The sequence below is a fragment of the Methylobacterium pseudosasicola genome, assembly GCF_900114535.1.
Classification (GTDB): Bacteria; Pseudomonadota; Alphaproteobacteria; order Rhizobiales; family Beijerinckiaceae; genus Methylobacterium; species Methylobacterium pseudosasicola.
In genome coordinates, this window is sequence record NZ_FOTK01000012.1 from 51,235 (window position 1) to 66,361 (window position 15,127).

A 15,127-nucleotide genomic window follows, 5' to 3' on the forward strand; every position below is an offset into this window, starting at 1 on the left:
TGCGTTCATCTTGCGTTGCGCTGCGGGATGGTCCAACCCGCGCCCATCAGCTCGGCCTGCGCCGGGCATCAGATATGGACGGGATCGACATGGCGACCGGCAGCGCGAAGTGGGTCTATGCCTTCGGCGACGGCAAAGCGGAGGGCAAGTCGCAGATGCGCGACCTGCTCGGCGGCAAGGGGGCCAACCTCGCCGAGATGTGCAACCTCGGCCTTCCGGTCCCGCCCGGCTTCACCATCACCACGGAAGTCTGCACCTACTACTACGATCACGGGAAGGCCTACCCGCCGGAGCTGAAGGATCAGGTCGCTGCCGCGCTGAACCAGATCGGCACGCTGACCGGCCGCAAGTTCGGCGATGCGACGAACCCGCTCCTGGTCTCGGTCCGCTCCGGCGCCCGGGCGTCGATGCCGGGCATGATGGACACGGTGCTGAACCTCGGCCTCAACGACCAGACCGTCCTGGCGCTGGCGAAGGAAGCCGACGACGAGCGCTTCGCCTACGATTCCTACCGCCGCTTCATCACCATGTACTCGAACGTGGTGCTGAATGTTGAGCACCACGCCTTCGAGGAGGCCCTGGAGCACTACAAGGAGGGCAAGGGCTACGACCTCGACACCGAGCTCGGCGCCGAGGACTGGAAGACCCTAATCCAGACCTACAAGAAGATCGTCCGCGACGAGCACGGCTCGGACTTCCCGCAGGGCGCCGAGGACCAGCTCTGGGGCGCGATCAGCGCGGTGTTCAATTCTTGGATGATCCCGCGGGCGAAGAAGTACCGCGAGTTGAACAGCATCCCGGAGAGCTGGGGCACTGCGGTCAACGTCCAGGCCATGGTGTTCGGCAACATGGGCGACACCTCGGCCACCGGCGTCGCCTTCACCCGCAACCCCTCCACCGGCGAGAAGGCGCTCTACGGCGAGTTCCTGATCAACGCCCAGGGCGAGGACGTGGTGGCGGGTATCCGCACGCCGCAGAACATCACGGAAAAGGCCCGGATCGAGGCCGAGAGCGACAAGCCTTCCATGGAGAAGGCCCTGCCGGAGAGCTACGCGGAGCTGACCCGGATCTACGGGATCCTGGAAGCGCATTACCGCGACATGCAGGACATGGAGTTTACCATCGAGAAGGGTAAGCTCTGGATGCTCCAGACCCGCAACGGCAAGCGCACCGCCAAGGCGGCCCTGCGCATCGCCGTGGATCTGGCGGGCGAGGGGCTGATCTCCCGCGAGGAAGCCATCGGCCGGGTCGAGCCCTCGGCCCTCGACCAGCTTCTGCACCCGACCATCGACCCGAAGGCGGACCGCAAGGTCATCGCTTCCGGCCTGCCGGCGTCCCCCGGGGCGGCTACCGGCGAGATCGTGTTCAACTCCGAGGACGCCGAGGCCCTGCGCAAGGCAGAACGCAAGTGCATCCTGGTGCGGATCGAGACCTCGCCCGAGGACATCCACGGCATGCACGCCGCCGAGGGCATCCTGACCACCCGCGGCGGCATGACCAGCCACGCGGCCGTGGTCGCCCGCGGCATGGGCAAGCCCTGCGTCTCCGGCGTCGGCACGATCCGGATCGACTACAAGGCGCAGACCATGAAGGTTGGCGACGCCACCCTGAAGGCCGGCGACCGGATCACCATCGACGGCTCGACCGGCCAGGTGATCCAGGGCGAGGTCAAGATGCTGGAGCCCGAGCTGTCGGGCGACTTCGCCACCCTCATGGAATGGGCCGACCAGTTTCGCGGCATGAAGGTGCGGGCCAACGCCGACACCCCGACCGACGCCCGCACGGCGCGGAATTTCGGCGCCGAGGGTATCGGCCTGTGCCGGACCGAGCACATGTTCTTCGAGGGTGACCGCATCATCGCGGTCCGCGAGATGATCCTGGCCGACGACGCCGAGGGCCGCCGCGCCGCGCTCGCGAAGATCCTGCCGTATCAGCGCCAGGACTTCGTGGAGCTGTTCACGATCATGTCCGGCCTGCCGGTGACGATCCGCCTGCTCGATCCGCCGCTGCACGAGTTCCTGCCGCACACGGATGCGGAGGTTGCCGAGGTCGTGAAAGCCACCGGCGTGTCGGAGGACAAGATCCGCCACCGGATGCGGGAATTGTCCGAGCACAACCCGATGCTCGGCTTCCGCGGCTGCCGTCTGGCGATCGCCTTCCCGGAGATCGCCGAGATGCAGGCCCGGGCGATCTTCGAGGCCGCCGTCCAAGCCGCCGCCGATACCGGCAGCCCGGTCACCCCCGAGGTGATGGTGCCGCTGGTGTTCACCCGCACCGAGTTCGACATCGTGAAGGCCCGGATCGACGCCATGGCCAAGGCGGTGTCCGAGGAGAAGGGCGCCACCCTGGATTATCAGGTCGGCACCATGATCGAGCTGCCGCGGGCGGCGCTGAAGGCCGGCGAGATCGCGCAGACCGCCGAGTTCTTCTCGTTCGGCACCAACGACCTGACGCAGACGGCGCTCGGCATCTCTCGTGACGACGCCGCGACCTTCCTGGGTCCCTACACCCAGAAGGGCATCCTGCCGGCCGACCCGTTCATCACCATCGACCAGGAGGGCGTGGGCGAGCTGGTCAGGATCGGCGTCGAGCGCGGCCGTGCCACGCGGCCGAACATCAAGCTTGGCATCTGCGGCGAGCACGGCGGCGATCCGGCCTCGATCGGCTTCTGCCAGGAGGTCGGTCTCGATTACGTCTCCTGCTCGCCCTACCGGGTGCCGATCGCCCGCCTCGCCGCTGCTCAAGCGGCGCTCGGAAAGGTGCAAGGCAAGGAAGGCTGAGCATCCTTGAAAACCGTATCGGGGGCGCATCGGCCGCCCCCGATACGGGTCATCAACCAACCTATAAAAATGCCGGTTGAAAATTGATCTGGTCCGATGAACTCGGACAAAGACGGCACGTTGAGTGATTGATCCGGCGGGTTGCGCGTGCTGGTAATCGATCCGTCTCGGGTCCAGCGTCAGGCGCCAGAATCACACGCCATGATTCACCGCAGCCCTTCTCCGCTGTGCCTCGATGGGACTGCCGCGACGCCCGTTCCGCGCGCCGCCGTGCGGGCCTATCTCGCTCTGGTCGCCGGTTTCGGGGCGATCATGACCGCCGTGATGCTGATGATGTCGGTGGCGGCCAATAGCGGCGACGAGGCCGAGCGCATCGCCGACACCCAGGAGGACGGCTACGGCGCCACCCTGGTCTCTGCCCTGGCGATCAACCTGTCCAAGCCCCTGCGCTGATCGTGCCTTCAGCGCGTTCCGCGCGTTGCCGAGCCGGTGAAGCGCGAGGCAGCGAGGTCGTCCCCCGGGCTCTTCGCGCTGAACCGGGTCGAGACCGGTCCCGGCATCGCCGCCACGACGGCATCGGGCGCCGCGTCGCGTACCCGGGTGGCGGCGACTCGCACCGGTGCGCTGCGGCTCGCCGGGGCTGCGACCGGGCCGGCGGAGGCCGCCTCGAACAGCGCGCGCAGCTGTGCCTTCGCGTCGGCATCGGCGGCGACCAGCGGGCGGCGCGGCGCCGGCTCGACGGAGGCTTCCTTGGCGAGCGCGCGGGTCGCGGACGGCGCCGCCAGGTTGGCCATGCCGCCGTCGAGGGAGGCGAACTGCACCGGGCGCGGCGGCGGCAGGGGCATGCTGATCGCGGCGGCCGCGACGGCGGTGAAATCGGACGGCCGGCGCGGGGGCAGCGGCGCGACCACGGCGGCAACGGTCTCCTCGGCGGCCGGCTTGTCGACGGTGAGCAACGCCCTGGCGTCGACCGGCCTGGCGTCCTTCGCCGGATCGGGGCGGGCGAGGGTGTTGCGAAGCGTCTCGTCGGTCGATGGCGCAGCGTAGGCCAGGGCGACGCGGGCGCCGACCGGATCCTGCGGGTCTGCGCTGGCGACAGCGACCACGGGCGCGCGACGGGCCTTCTTGGCCACGGGCTCCGGCGCCGGGGCCGGCTCGGGCGCGGAGGAACCGCCGCCGAACAGGCTCGCCAGGAAGCCGAACAGGCCGGGCCCGTCCTCCTCCTCGCCGCTGGCCATCTGGGTTGTCAGGCCCGCCACGGTGCCGCCGCGGGCCAGGATCTCGGCCTTCGCTTCCTCGTAGCGGGGGAAGGGGCGGTTATCGCTCGCCAGGTGGACGGTCTTACCGTCCGGGAACAGCCGGGCGAGCTGGTCGTGGGTCATGCGCGGCCACATCCGCACGGAGCCGACATCGAGATGGACGAAGGGCGTGCCGGCATGCGGGTACCAGCCCACGCCGCCGCGCTGCATCTGGAGCCCGACCTCGCGAATCCGGTCGATCGAGACTTCGGGCAGGTAGAAGTCCATCGCCTTGCCGAGCATGTGCTGGCTGAATTCGGCGACCATCCGGGAGCGGCGGCGCAGCATCGCGTTGGTGCCGGGCGAGCGATAGGCCGAGACCACGTGGATCGGCTGAGTCGCGCCGACCTGCCGGTAGGCCTCCCAGACCGTATCGAACAGGCGCGGATCCATCTTGATCGGCTCGTTGACGCGCCAGTCGCGCAGGAGCCAGTTCATCTGCTCGAGGGCGGCGCGGTCGTAGCGGCCATCGCGCTTGAACGTGATGGTCGCGCTCTCCTTGGTGTGCGTGTGGTAGATCGTGAGCGAGCGGGTATCGCCGTTGGCGACCGCGTTCTCGGTCTCGGCGGTGCCGGCGATCAGGCCGAGCGCCATGCCGCACAGGGTCAGGACAAGGTGTCGGGCGGATCGTGGAAGGCTCGGCACGATGGTCCTGATCCTCTCCCGGAACCCGCACACGGGCACTCGGCGGATGTCCGGTCGAGGCGATCCGACCCTGTGGAGCCATTATCGCGTCGTCGCGCCGAGCGTGCGACCGAAACGGCTAAGGCTGGACCGTGGCGAAATCGTGCCCGGCTGTGCGGCTGCGCACCCCGATCATCGCCCTGAATATCGGAACGCGCACGACGCTCAGGATTCTTGGCGCCGCATCATCTGAATCCGAAAGCCAGAAATCACTTTTCGGGCTGATGCGCGCGCGTTGACGTCAAAGCCGGTGGCGAGACTACCACCAGCCCCGCGACGCCGGCGCCGGCGCGGGTGTCCACAGGCCGGGCTCGCCGTATTCCGGCGCGCTGTCGGCCCGGGCGGCGCGGCGAACGTGCCGACGCGGCGAGTCGTAATCGTCGTAGCGGTCGCTCGGCTCCGGTTCGGCGTAGCGGCGGGGACGCGCGGCCTCCCGGCGCGGCGCCGGATGCGTCCGGGCCACCGGCGTGGGTTCGGGCGAACGGCGCGCCTTCTCCTCGGGAAGCTTGGCGATCGCCGGTCCGCCGCCGCCGGGCAGGCCGAGGGCCGCGCGCATCGGCGCGTCATAGCCGTAGAGATCCGGCAGGGTGCGGAACGTGCCGCCATCGTCCATGTAGGCGGTGAAATAGGCGAGATGCACCGGCAGCTTGGCCGGCAGCCGGATCGTGCGCTCGCCCTTGCCGATCAGCTTCTTCAATCGCGCCTCGGACCAATCCGGCAGCACCGCGTCAGCGAGGCGGAACGGGTCGTCGACCCGGACGCAGCCGTGGCTGAAGTCGCGCTTGGCCGCCGAGAACAGCGAGCGGTTCGGTGTATCGTGCAGATAGACCGCGTGCTGGTTCGGGAACATGAACTTGATGAAGCCCAGCGCGTTGCGCTCGCCCGGCGGCTGACGCAGCGAGACGTGCCCACCGCGGCGCACCACCTCGTAGCCGCCCCAGGTCTTGCCGCCGTAGCCCGCGAGCTTCGGCGCCATGGTCTTGAGGATCGAGGGCGGCACGTACCAGGACGGGTTGACCACCGCGTATTCCATCAGCCCCGAGAAGAGGGGTGTGCGCGATTCCGGCTTGCCGACGATGACCCGGGCCTCGTCGCGCAGGCTGCCGCCACGATAGGCGCGCAGGCGGTATTCGGGGATGTTGACCAGGATGTAGTCCGAGCCGAGATCGCCCGGCAGCCAGCGCCAGCGCTCCATGTTGACGATCAGCTCGGCCTCGCTGCCGCTCGCCCGCGCCGGACGGCCGGCGTCCGCCAGGGCCAACACGGTCTGGACGTTGAGCACGCCGTTGCCGGGCAGGCCGCGGCCGCGCTGGAATTTCGCCACCGCGTCGGCCACCATGGCATCGTACTCATCCGGCTCGCCCGGCGCCCGGTCGAGGGTGCCGGCCGGGCGCGTCTCGAGGCCGAAATGCGTGCGCAGCTGCGGCACGCGGGGATCGCGCATGCCGACCCGCAGGACGGGACCGGCGGGCAGGCGCAGGGGCTTCACGGCGTCCGGGGCCGGTCCGCGCAGGCTCGCGAGCCGGGCCTTGAGAGCTTGATAGCCGGCGGTGGAGGGATTGTAGGCTTGGAGCGCGTCGCCGGCCTTGGCCCCCGCCTCGGAGAGCTTGGTCAGCACCGCGTTGGCGTCGGGCAGGTCGAGCTGCGGCGTGATCAGCCGCGAGATCGAGGCGAGGTTGATCCGGCCGCCCCGTGCGTCCCGGGCATAGAGAAGGGCCGCCGCGGAAAAGCGGAGATCGGCGTCGGCCACCGCCTTCTCGTCCGGCTTCTCGGCCAGGTTCGGGATCGTGTAGGCCCGGGCGTCGAGCCCGTCTTCGCTGGCGGCGGCCAGGCGCGCCGAGACCGACTTGGCGGCCTCGGTCCAGGCGCCGTCCGCAATCCAGAGCGGCTTGTAGGCGCGAGCCTCGTAGAAGGCGCGCAGGCCGTCGCGATCCTTGCCGGGGAGACGCAGCAGCAGGGGCGCGGTATCGGCAAAGCGGGCGAAGATCGCGCTGCTCAGCGGGTCTGCGGGGGCGACCGGTGCGGTGACGACCGGCGCCGGTGCGGGCTCAACTTTCGGCGCCTCGGGCTTGTAGTCCGGAAGCGCGGTCGAGACCGGATCGGACGCGGCTGGAGCCGCCTGGGCGGGGGGGGTAGACTCGGTCGGGCGCACGGGCGCGCCGAGGGTCGCCGGGTCGAGCGCGGCCGTCTCGGCGCTGAACGCGCCGGCGGAGGCCAGCGTGCCAGTCATGAGGGCGGCCAGCGCGACGAGGCTGGAGCGCGGGACGCGCATCGTGATCTCCCGGGACGCGGCGGCAGGGCCGCACGCTCAGATTGTGATTATCCGCTCAAGCGTGGCTTTGAGCAACTGCAGTCTTCGTTTGGACTAATTCAGTCTTCGAGGCCATCGTCCAATCAATAAGCTGATGCGACGCAAGATTTGTTGGTCGTCGCATCACATTCCGGTACGCGGCAAAGCTTTTCTGGAGGCTGTCACGTCCGGAAGCGCTCGGTGCGCTAGCACACCCAGTGCCGCCTCAGGCGGCGTCCTCGGCTTTCTCGTCGCCTTCCAGGCCGAGATCCTTCAGCTTGCGGTAGAGGGTGGATCGGCCAATTCCGAGGCGGCGGGACACCTCCGACATGCGCTGCCGATAGAATTGCAGCGCGAAGCGGATGATCTCCGCCTCCAGCACCTCCATGGTCTTCATCTCGCCGGTCTCCTCGGTGACCAGCGACATGGCGTGCGGATCGCGCACCTCGACCCGGACGATCTCGCGCACCGGCTCCGGCGCGTAGGCCGGCATCTGCGGCTGAGTGGGGGCCGCGGGGATGCGGACGTCGAAACCCTCGACCTGGGCGGCGATCTGCGGGAACTCGGCCACGGTCAACTCGTCGCCATCGGCGAGCACCACGGCGCGGAACAGCGCGTTCTCCAACTGGCGGACATTGCCCGGCCAGGGATAGCGAGTGAGCAGCGCCATCGCTTCCGGGGCGATCGCCCGTACCCGCTTGCCCTCCTCAGCGGAGAACCGGGCGCAGAACGAGCGCACCAGATCCGGGATGTCCTCGCGCCGGGCGCGCAGGGGCGGCAGCGTCATCGGGAAGACGTTGAGGCGGTAATAGAGGTCCTCGCGGAACTTGCCCTGCTTCACGAGGTCGAGGAGCGAGCGGTTCGTGGCGGAGACCAGGCGGATATCGACGCGCACCGAGCGCTTGCCGCCCACCGGGTCGACCTCACCCTCTTGGAGCGCGCGCAGCAGCTTCACCTGGGCGTCGAGGGGCAGCTCGCCGATCTCGTCGAGGAACAGGGTGCCGCCCGAGGCTTCCACGAACTTGCCGGCATGCTTCTCGGTGGCGCCGGTGAACGCCCCCTTCTCGTGGCCGAACAAGGTCGACTCGACGAGGTTCTCCGGGATCGCCCCGCAATTGACGGTCACGAACGCCTTGCCGCGTCGATCGCCCGACCCCTGGATCGCCCGGGCCAGCACTTCCTTGCCGACGCCGGACTCGCCTTCGATCAGCACCGGGATATTGGATTTGGCCGCCCGCTCGGCGAGGCGGATCACCCGCTCCATGTCGGGGCTCTTGGAGGTCAGGTCCTTGAAGGTCAGCACCCCGGAGGCGCGGCGGCGCATGCGGCGCACCTCCTCCTCCAGCACGTCGACCCGCAGGGCGTTCTTGATCGAGACCTGCAGGCGCTCGGCGCCGGCGGGCTTGACCACGAAATCGACGGCACCCGCCCGCATGGCGTTGACCACGGCGTCGATCGAGCCGTTGGAGGTCTGGACGATCACCGGCGTGTCGAGGCCGCTGCTGCGCATCTCGGCGAGCACGCCGAGGCCGTCGAGGCCCGGCATCACCAGATCGAGGAGCACCACGTCCGCGCCCTCGGTCTTCAGCACGGTCAGCGCGTCGGCCCCGGTCTCCACGACCCGGGCATTGAAGCCGAACCGGCGCACCGCCGCCTCGGCGAGGCGCCGCTGGACCGGATCGTCGTCCACGATGAGGATGGTTGTGGACATGGCGGCTCCCTGCACAGCGCGCCAGGCCGGATGCGACCCGGGATCGGCCCGCGCCGCACCGCCTGAGTCGGCGCGTGTTTCGTTTCGAACCGGAGGGTGACGGACAGACGTAAAGTCGCGCTTAACGACGTTTGCGCTGAGGCATCACCGCCACGAGGCGGCTGTCCGCGTTGAACGCGTGGCCGCGCGCTCGATATCAAGGTACTGGCCTTCGACCCCCTTGAGGATTGCGAGACATGATGCCGAGCACCACCGCGACGCCGGTGAACGTCCGTCTTCCGGAGGGCGTGAGCGCCGCACGCGCCGCCGCCAAGGCCGTCGACCTCGGTCATCTGCCGGAATGGGATCTGTCCGATCTCTATGCCGGCATCGACGCACCGGAATTTTCGGCCGACATGAGCCGGGCCGAGGAAGAGTGCCGCCGCTTCTCGGAGACCTATGCCGGGCGCATCGCCGAGTTGGCCGCGGCCGCCGAGGCGTCCGAGCGCCTGGCTGAGGCGGTCCGGGCCTACGAGGGCATCGAGGAACTGCTCGGCAAGCTGATGTCGTTCGCCGGCCTAGTCTATTCCGGCGACACCACCGACGAGGCGCGGGCCAAGTTCTACGGCGACACCCGGGAGCGCCTAACCGACGCCTCCGCCGACCTGCTGTTTTTCGCCCTCGAACTGAACCGGGTCGAGGATGCGGTGATGGACGCCGCGATGTCCCAGGGACCGCTCGCCCATTACGCCCCGTGGATCGAGGATCTGCGCCGCGAAAAGCCGCACCAGCTCGACGATCGGACCGAGAAGCTGTTCCTCGAGAAATCCGTCACCGCGAACGCCGCCTGGGATCGGCTGTTCAACGAGACGATCGCGGGCCTTCGCTTCACGGTCCAGGGCGAGCAGATGCCGCTGGAGCCGACTCTCAACAAGCTCCAGGACCCGGACGGCACCGTCCGCAAAGAGGCGGCCGGGGCGATCAGCGAGGTCCTGCGCGGCAATCTCCGCGTGTTCACGCTGATCACCAACACCCTGGCCAAGGACAAGGAGATCTCCGACCGCTGGCGCGGCTTCAAGGACGTCGCCGACGCCCGCCACCTCGCCAACCGGGTCGAGCCCGAGGTTGTGGCTGCTCTGGTCGATGCCGTGCGGGAGGCCTATCCACGGCTATCGCATCGCTACTACAGGCTGAAGGCCAAGTGGTTCGGGCAGGATGCGCTGCCTTACTGGGACCGCAACGCGCCGCTGCCGAAGGTGGAGCAGCGGACCATCCCCTGGACCGAGGCCCGCGATACGGTCCTGTCGGCCTACGACGCGTTCTCGCCGAAGATGGCCGGGATCGCGAAGCGCTTCTTCGACGAGCGCTGGATCGATGCGCCGACCCGACCCGGCAAGGCGCCCGGCGCCTTCGCGCACCCGACCGTGCCCTCGGTCCACCCCTACGTGCTGGTCAATTACCAGGGCAAGCCGCGGGACGTGATGACCCTGGCCCATGAGCTGGGCCACGGCGTCCACCAAGTGCTCGCCGGTCCGAACGGGGCCCTGATGGCGCCGACGCCCCTGACGCTCGCGGAGACCGCCAGCGTCTTCGGCGAGATGCTGACCTTCCGCAAGCTGCTCGCGGCCACCACCGACACGACCCAGCGCCGGGCCATGCTCGCCGCCAAGGTCGAGGACATGATCAACACGGTAGTGCGCCAGATCGCGTTCTATTCGTTCGAGCGGAAGGTCCACCTCGCCCGCGCCAAGGGCGAGCTGACCAGCGACCAGATCAACGCCCTCTGGATGTCTGTGCAGGCCGAATCCCTGGGGCCGGCGATCACCCTGGATGCGGGCTACGAGCCGTTCTGGGCCTACATCCCGCATTTCATCCACTCGCCGTTCTACGTCTACGCCTACGCGTTCGGCGACTGCCTCGTGAACTCGCTCTATGGGGTCTACGCTCAGGCCGAATCCGGTTTCGTCGACCGATATTTCGCGCTGCTCGCGGCGGGCGGCTCGAAGCCCTACGGCGAATTGCTCGCCCCGTTCGGGCTCGACGCGAAGGATCCGGGCTTCTGGCAGATCGGCCTTGGGATGATCGAGGGGATGATCGTCGAGCTGGAGGGGATGGAGTAGCGCTTCCAAAAATTGTCAACGTTGCGCAGCGCAACGTTGACAATTTTGAGAGAAGCGATACATGGGATCCGAGGTGAGTCCCATGAACGCGAGCCACGCTGCCTTCTTCGATCGTCCTGAAGCTGCCAAGCTCAAGCAGATTCTGACAGGACCGGAGAAAATTCCGCAATACGAGCTTCTCAGCCGGTTGGAGATTCCGGCGGTGCAAGCCGTCGTCTGGGATATCGAGCCGATCATTGAGAGGTTCGATCCGGCAACGCGCAATCATGCGATCCAATCGATGGGCGCGTTGATCGGCGATCTGCTGACGGCGCGGGGCTTCCGTGTTGCGCGCGATGCACGTGGCGAGAAGCGTCGAGGCCGCGTGCGGAAGGCGAAATTCGTCAAATCCGGTACGATCTGGGAACTGCCCGCCGAACCGAACGACGGACATGCCGAGAAAGTCGCCGCCATCATGGACGGCATTATGGATCGGTATCGAAACACACTCGCCGAGTTGGCGAAGTGACCGACGACCAGTCCGCGGACGAACCGGAATGGTTGACCGTCGCTGACGTCATCGATGCGCACGCGAAGCAGCTTCGCGTCTTCGGTGGGGCTCCGGGAATCCGAGATCGGGGCGCGCTCGAATCCGCTTTGGGGCGTCCGATCAACCGCTGGCGATACGAAGGTGCAGAGCTGCCCGAGCTCGCCGCGGCCTATGCATTCGGCATCGTCCGCAATCACCCGTTCATGGACGGGAACAAGCGTGCCGGCTTCCTGGCGATGCTCGGCTTCCTGATCCTGAACGATGTGCCGTTCGCCCCGGACCAGGCCGAGGCGACCGCGATCATCCTCGGCCTCGCCGCAGGCAAGATCGACGAATCCAGCCTCACCCGCTGGATCCGGGATAACTGGCCGGCCGGCTGAGACTCCGCGGCGCAGCGACCCGGCGGGCTGGTGCGGGGTGCCGAAACGCTTATGTCCGGCCCTGCACCGAGGAAGATCCTGGACCATGGCCGAGACCGATCGCGAAGCCAATCGCTTCTCCGCCCGCGCGGGCCGCTACGCCAGCGTCGGCGCCAATGTCGGTGGCGTCGCCGCCCGGATGGCGATGTCCCGGCTGTTCGGCAAGGAGGGCACGACCAGCGCCGCCGCGCTCGCGCAGGCGCTCGGCGGCCTGAAGGGGCCGATCATGAAGGTGGCGCAGCTGCTCGCCACGATCCCCGACCTGCTGCCGCCCGAATACGCCGCCGAACTCCAGAAGCTTCAGGCCGATGCGCCGCCCATGGGCGCGGCCTTCGTCAAGCGGCGGATGCAGTCCGAGCTGGGCGCCGGCTGGCAGGACAGATTCGGCAGCTTCGACCTGAAGCCTGCCGCCGCGGCCTCGCTCGGCCAGGTCCATCGCGCGACCGCGAAGGACGGCGAGCGGCTGGCCTGCAAGCTTCAGTACCCCGACATGCAATCCGCCGTGGAGGCCGACCTCCAGCAGCTGGAGATCGCCTTCGCGCTCCACCGGCGGATGAACAGCTGGCTCGATACCCGTGAGATCGCCAAGGAGATCGGCGCGCGCGTGCGCGAGGAACTCGATTATGAGCGCGAGGCCAAGCACGCCAGCCTCTACGGCGAGGTACTCAAGGATATCGATGCCGTGCGCGTACCGCGGGTCTTTTCCGACCTGTCCACCAAGCGCCTGCTGACCTTGAGCTGGCTCGAAGGCGACAAGATCCTGGGCTTCGCGGAAGAGCCGGTCGAGATCCGCAACTGCATCGCGCAGGCGATGTTCAAGGCTTGGTGGCACCCGTTCAGCCGTGCCGCCGTGATCCATGGCGACCCGCATCTCGGCAATTACACGGTCTTCTCCGAAGGCGGCGAGGCGGCGGGCATCAATCTGCTGGATTACGGCTGCGTGCGGATCTTCCATCCGCGCTTCGTCGGCGGCGTGGTCGACCTTTATCGCGGCCTGCTGGAGGAGGATGCGGCGCGCATCGTCCATGCCTACGAGGTCTGGGGCTTCAAGAACCTCGACAAGGAGAAGATCGAGATCCTAAACATCTGGGCGCGGTTCATCTACGGGCCGCTCCTGGAGGACCGCACCCGCACCGTGGCGGATGGGGTCAAGCCCGGCGAGTACGGCCGGCGGCAGGCCTTCCAGGTTCATCAGGCGCTCAAGGAGCGCGGACCCGTGACGGTGCCGCAGGAATTCGTGTTCATGGATCGGGCCGCCGTGGGGCTCGGAGCGGTGTTCCTCCATCTCCGCTCGGAGCTAAACTACCACCAACTGTTCGAGGCCGAGATCGAGCATTTTTCGCTGGATCAGCTCGGCGTGCGCCAAGACCAGATCCTCGCTCAGGCTGGGCTGCCCAAGCCGGCGTAAATTCGCGCACGGAAGTCCACCGAGAGGGCAATCAACTTGCGTGCGTCCGATTGCGGCAGGAAAACGCTTGAGCTACATCCCGGGGTGACCACAAGAAGTCGCATCTAAGGGAAACGAGCGCACGATGGCCGAAAGTGAGACGGTGGGCGGGCACACCTACAGCCCGGCGATGGACGCGAACACCCACGAGCAGACCTATCGCGGCTTCGTTCGCTTCGTCGAGATCGGCACCGGCGTCGTCATCTGCTGGGTTCTGGCCCTCGCGGTCGGCGGCATCCGCGAAGCCTGGCTGCTCGCGATTCTCAGCGTGATCGTCTCCGGCGCGGCCGGTGCCGTCGGCGCCCTGGCGCCCGCCATCGGCTGGCGCGGCCCGCTCGTCGTTGGCATCCTCCTCTTCCTGTATTTGGCCTTCGCCTGAGGTTTCGGGACAGACCGCTCGCCCTTGAGCCTCATCCCGAAAGCGAGTCGACGGCTTTCGGGACACGATGATGCGCTTGGTCGCCGAGCGGTCGGATGACGCGTCCAAGCCTGGCTGTCGGTTCGACAAGCCACGAGTTACATTCGCTCTTATTCCAACAGCACCAACTTCTTTCGCGTCTCGAAAAGCTGTGCCGGTTCGCGCATTCGAGAGGCCAAGCTTGTTCAGGGGAAGCCTCGCATGCGCATTGCTGTGCTGTCCGAGACGGACTCTGCGGAGCCGCGGGTTGCCGCGGTTCCGGAGACCGTCAAGAAATTCAAGGCGCTGGGCGCCGACATCGTCGTGCAGGCGGGAGCCGGGCTGAAAGCCGGGATCCTCGATGCCGAGTATGAGGCCGCCGGTGCCGAGATCGCCGGCAGCGCCGCCGATGCGGCACGGGAGGCCGACTTGGTCCTCAAGGTCCGCCGGCCGGCGGCCGAGGAGCTGTCGCTGTTAAAGCGCGGCGCCACAATCATCGCGATCATGGATCCCTACGGCAACGAGGCCGCGTTGAAGGCCCTGGCCGAGGCGGGTGTCGCGGGCTTCGCCATGGAGCTGATGCCGCGCATCACCCGTGCGCAGGTGATGGACGTGCTGTCCTCGCAGGCGAACCTGGCCGGCTACCGGGCCGTGGTCGACGGCGCCGCCGAGTACGGCCGGGCCATGCCGATGATGATGACCGCCGCCGGCACCGTGCCGGCCGCGCGCGTCTTCATCATGGGCGTCGGCGTCGCCGGCCTCCAGGCCATCGCCACCGCCCGGCGCCTCGGCGCGGTCGTGACCGCCACCGACGTGCGCCCCGCCACCAAGGAGCAGGTCGAGTCGCTCGGCGCGAAGTTCGTCGCGGTCGAGGATGACGAATTCAAGCAGGCAGAGACCGCGGGCGGCTACGCCAAGGAGATGTCGGCCGGCTACCAGGCCAAGCAGGCGGAGTTGGTGAAGGGCCACATCGCCAAACAGGACATCGTCATCACTACGGCCCTGATTCCCGGCCGTCCGGCCCCGAAGCTCGTCTCCGAGGAGATGGTCGCCTCGATGAAGCCGGGCTCGGTCCTGATCGATCTCGCGGTCGAGCGCGGCGGCAACGTCGCCGGCGCCAAGCCAGGCGAAGTCGTGATGACCGATCGCGGCGTGAAGATCGTCGGCCACACCAACGTGCCGGGACGGCTGGCCGCCACGGCGTCGAGCCTATACGCGCGCAACCTCTACGCCTTTGTCGAGACCCTGATCGACAAGGAGAGCAAGGCCCTGGCGATCAACTGGGACGACGAGCTCGTGAAGGCCACGAACCTGACCCGCGACGGCTCGGTGGTGCACGCCTCCTTCCAGGCGAAGACCGATGGCCCCGCCTCGGAGGCCGCCGCCGTCGGCCTGGCCAAGTCGGAGACCGGCAAGGCGCAGTCCGCCCCGGCTCCGTCGGGCGCGAACTAAGACCGATCGAGAGGAGAAGCA

Annotated in this window: 11 protein-coding genes; 8 read left to right on the forward strand and 3 right to left on the reverse strand. The window is 68.1% G+C overall.

Going from position 1 to position 15,127, the window contains the following annotated elements:
- Positions 1-89: 89 nt before the first annotated feature.
- Complete coding sequence (gene ppdK / locus BM228_RS13615) at positions 90-2,780, forward strand: pyruvate, phosphate dikinase (protein WP_092041448.1); 2,691 nt, start codon at positions 90-92, stop codon at positions 2,778-2,780.
- A 201-nt stretch (positions 2,781-2,981) separates the two neighbouring features.
- Positions 2,982-3,233: a hypothetical protein gene (locus BM228_RS13620; protein WP_208612035.1), complete on the forward strand. Its 252-nt coding sequence runs from the start codon at positions 2,982-2,984 to the stop codon at positions 3,231-3,233.
- Positions 3,234-3,241: 8 nt separating this feature from the next.
- On the opposite strand, the gene BM228_RS13625 is transcribed toward BM228_RS13620, so the two are convergent.
- From BM228_RS13625 to BM228_RS13635, 3 genes are all read right to left on the reverse strand, one after another.
- Positions 3,242-4,723 (reverse strand): peptidoglycan L,D-endopeptidase MepK, encoded by a 1,482-nt coding sequence (locus tag BM228_RS13625; RefSeq protein WP_208612036.1) that lies wholly within the window; start codon positions 4,721-4,723, stop codon positions 3,242-3,244.
- A gap of 298 nt (positions 4,724-5,021) precedes the next feature.
- Positions 5,022-7,034: a L,D-transpeptidase family protein gene (locus tag BM228_RS13630; protein WP_092041187.1), complete on the reverse strand. Its 2,013-nt coding sequence runs from the start codon at positions 7,032-7,034 to the stop codon at positions 5,022-5,024.
- A 244-nt stretch (positions 7,035-7,278) separates the two neighbouring features.
- Positions 7,279-8,763 carry a sigma-54-dependent transcriptional regulator gene (locus BM228_RS13635; RefSeq protein ID WP_092041190.1) on the reverse strand — a complete coding sequence of 495 codons (1,485 nt, stop codon included), beginning with the start codon at positions 8,761-8,763 and terminating at the stop codon, positions 7,279-7,281.
- 236 nt (positions 8,764-8,999) lie between these two features.
- Here BM228_RS13635 and BM228_RS13640 point away from each other — a divergent pair, with 236 nt between their 5' ends.
- The 6 genes from BM228_RS13640 to BM228_RS13665 all read left to right on the forward strand — a co-directional run bounded on the left by BM228_RS13640 (position 9,000) and on the right by BM228_RS13665 (position 15,106).
- Positions 9,000-10,862, forward strand: a complete 1,863-nt coding sequence (locus BM228_RS13640; RefSeq protein ID WP_092041193.1) for a M3 family oligoendopeptidase — start codon at positions 9,000-9,002, stop codon at positions 10,860-10,862.
- An 82-nt stretch (positions 10,863-10,944) separates the two neighbouring features.
- Positions 10,945-11,370, forward strand: a complete 426-nt coding sequence (locus BM228_RS13645; protein WP_092041197.1) for a hypothetical protein — start codon at positions 10,945-10,947, stop codon at positions 11,368-11,370.
- On the forward strand, positions 11,367-11,771 hold the full coding sequence (locus tag BM228_RS13650) for a type II toxin-antitoxin system death-on-curing family toxin (RefSeq protein WP_092041199.1): 405 nt from the start codon (positions 11,367-11,369) through the stop codon (positions 11,769-11,771). Before BM228_RS13645 ends, BM228_RS13650 begins: the two co-directional genes overlap by 4 nt.
- A gap of 85 nt (positions 11,772-11,856) precedes the next feature.
- Positions 11,857-13,218, forward strand: coding sequence for an ABC1 kinase family protein (locus tag BM228_RS13655; RefSeq protein ID WP_092041202.1), 1,362 nt, complete (start codon positions 11,857-11,859; stop codon positions 13,216-13,218).
- 124 nt (positions 13,219-13,342) lie between these two features.
- Positions 13,343-13,636 (forward strand): aa3-type cytochrome c oxidase subunit IV, encoded by a 294-nt coding sequence (locus BM228_RS13660; protein WP_092041206.1) that lies wholly within the window; start codon positions 13,343-13,345, stop codon positions 13,634-13,636.
- 240 nt (positions 13,637-13,876) lie between these two features.
- The gene (locus BM228_RS13665) at positions 13,877-15,106 is read left to right on the forward strand and encodes a Re/Si-specific NAD(P)(+) transhydrogenase subunit alpha (RefSeq protein ID WP_092041209.1); all 1,230 of its coding nucleotides are present in this window, start codon (positions 13,877-13,879) and stop codon (positions 15,104-15,106) included.
- Positions 15,107-15,127: the final 21 nt, after the last annotated feature.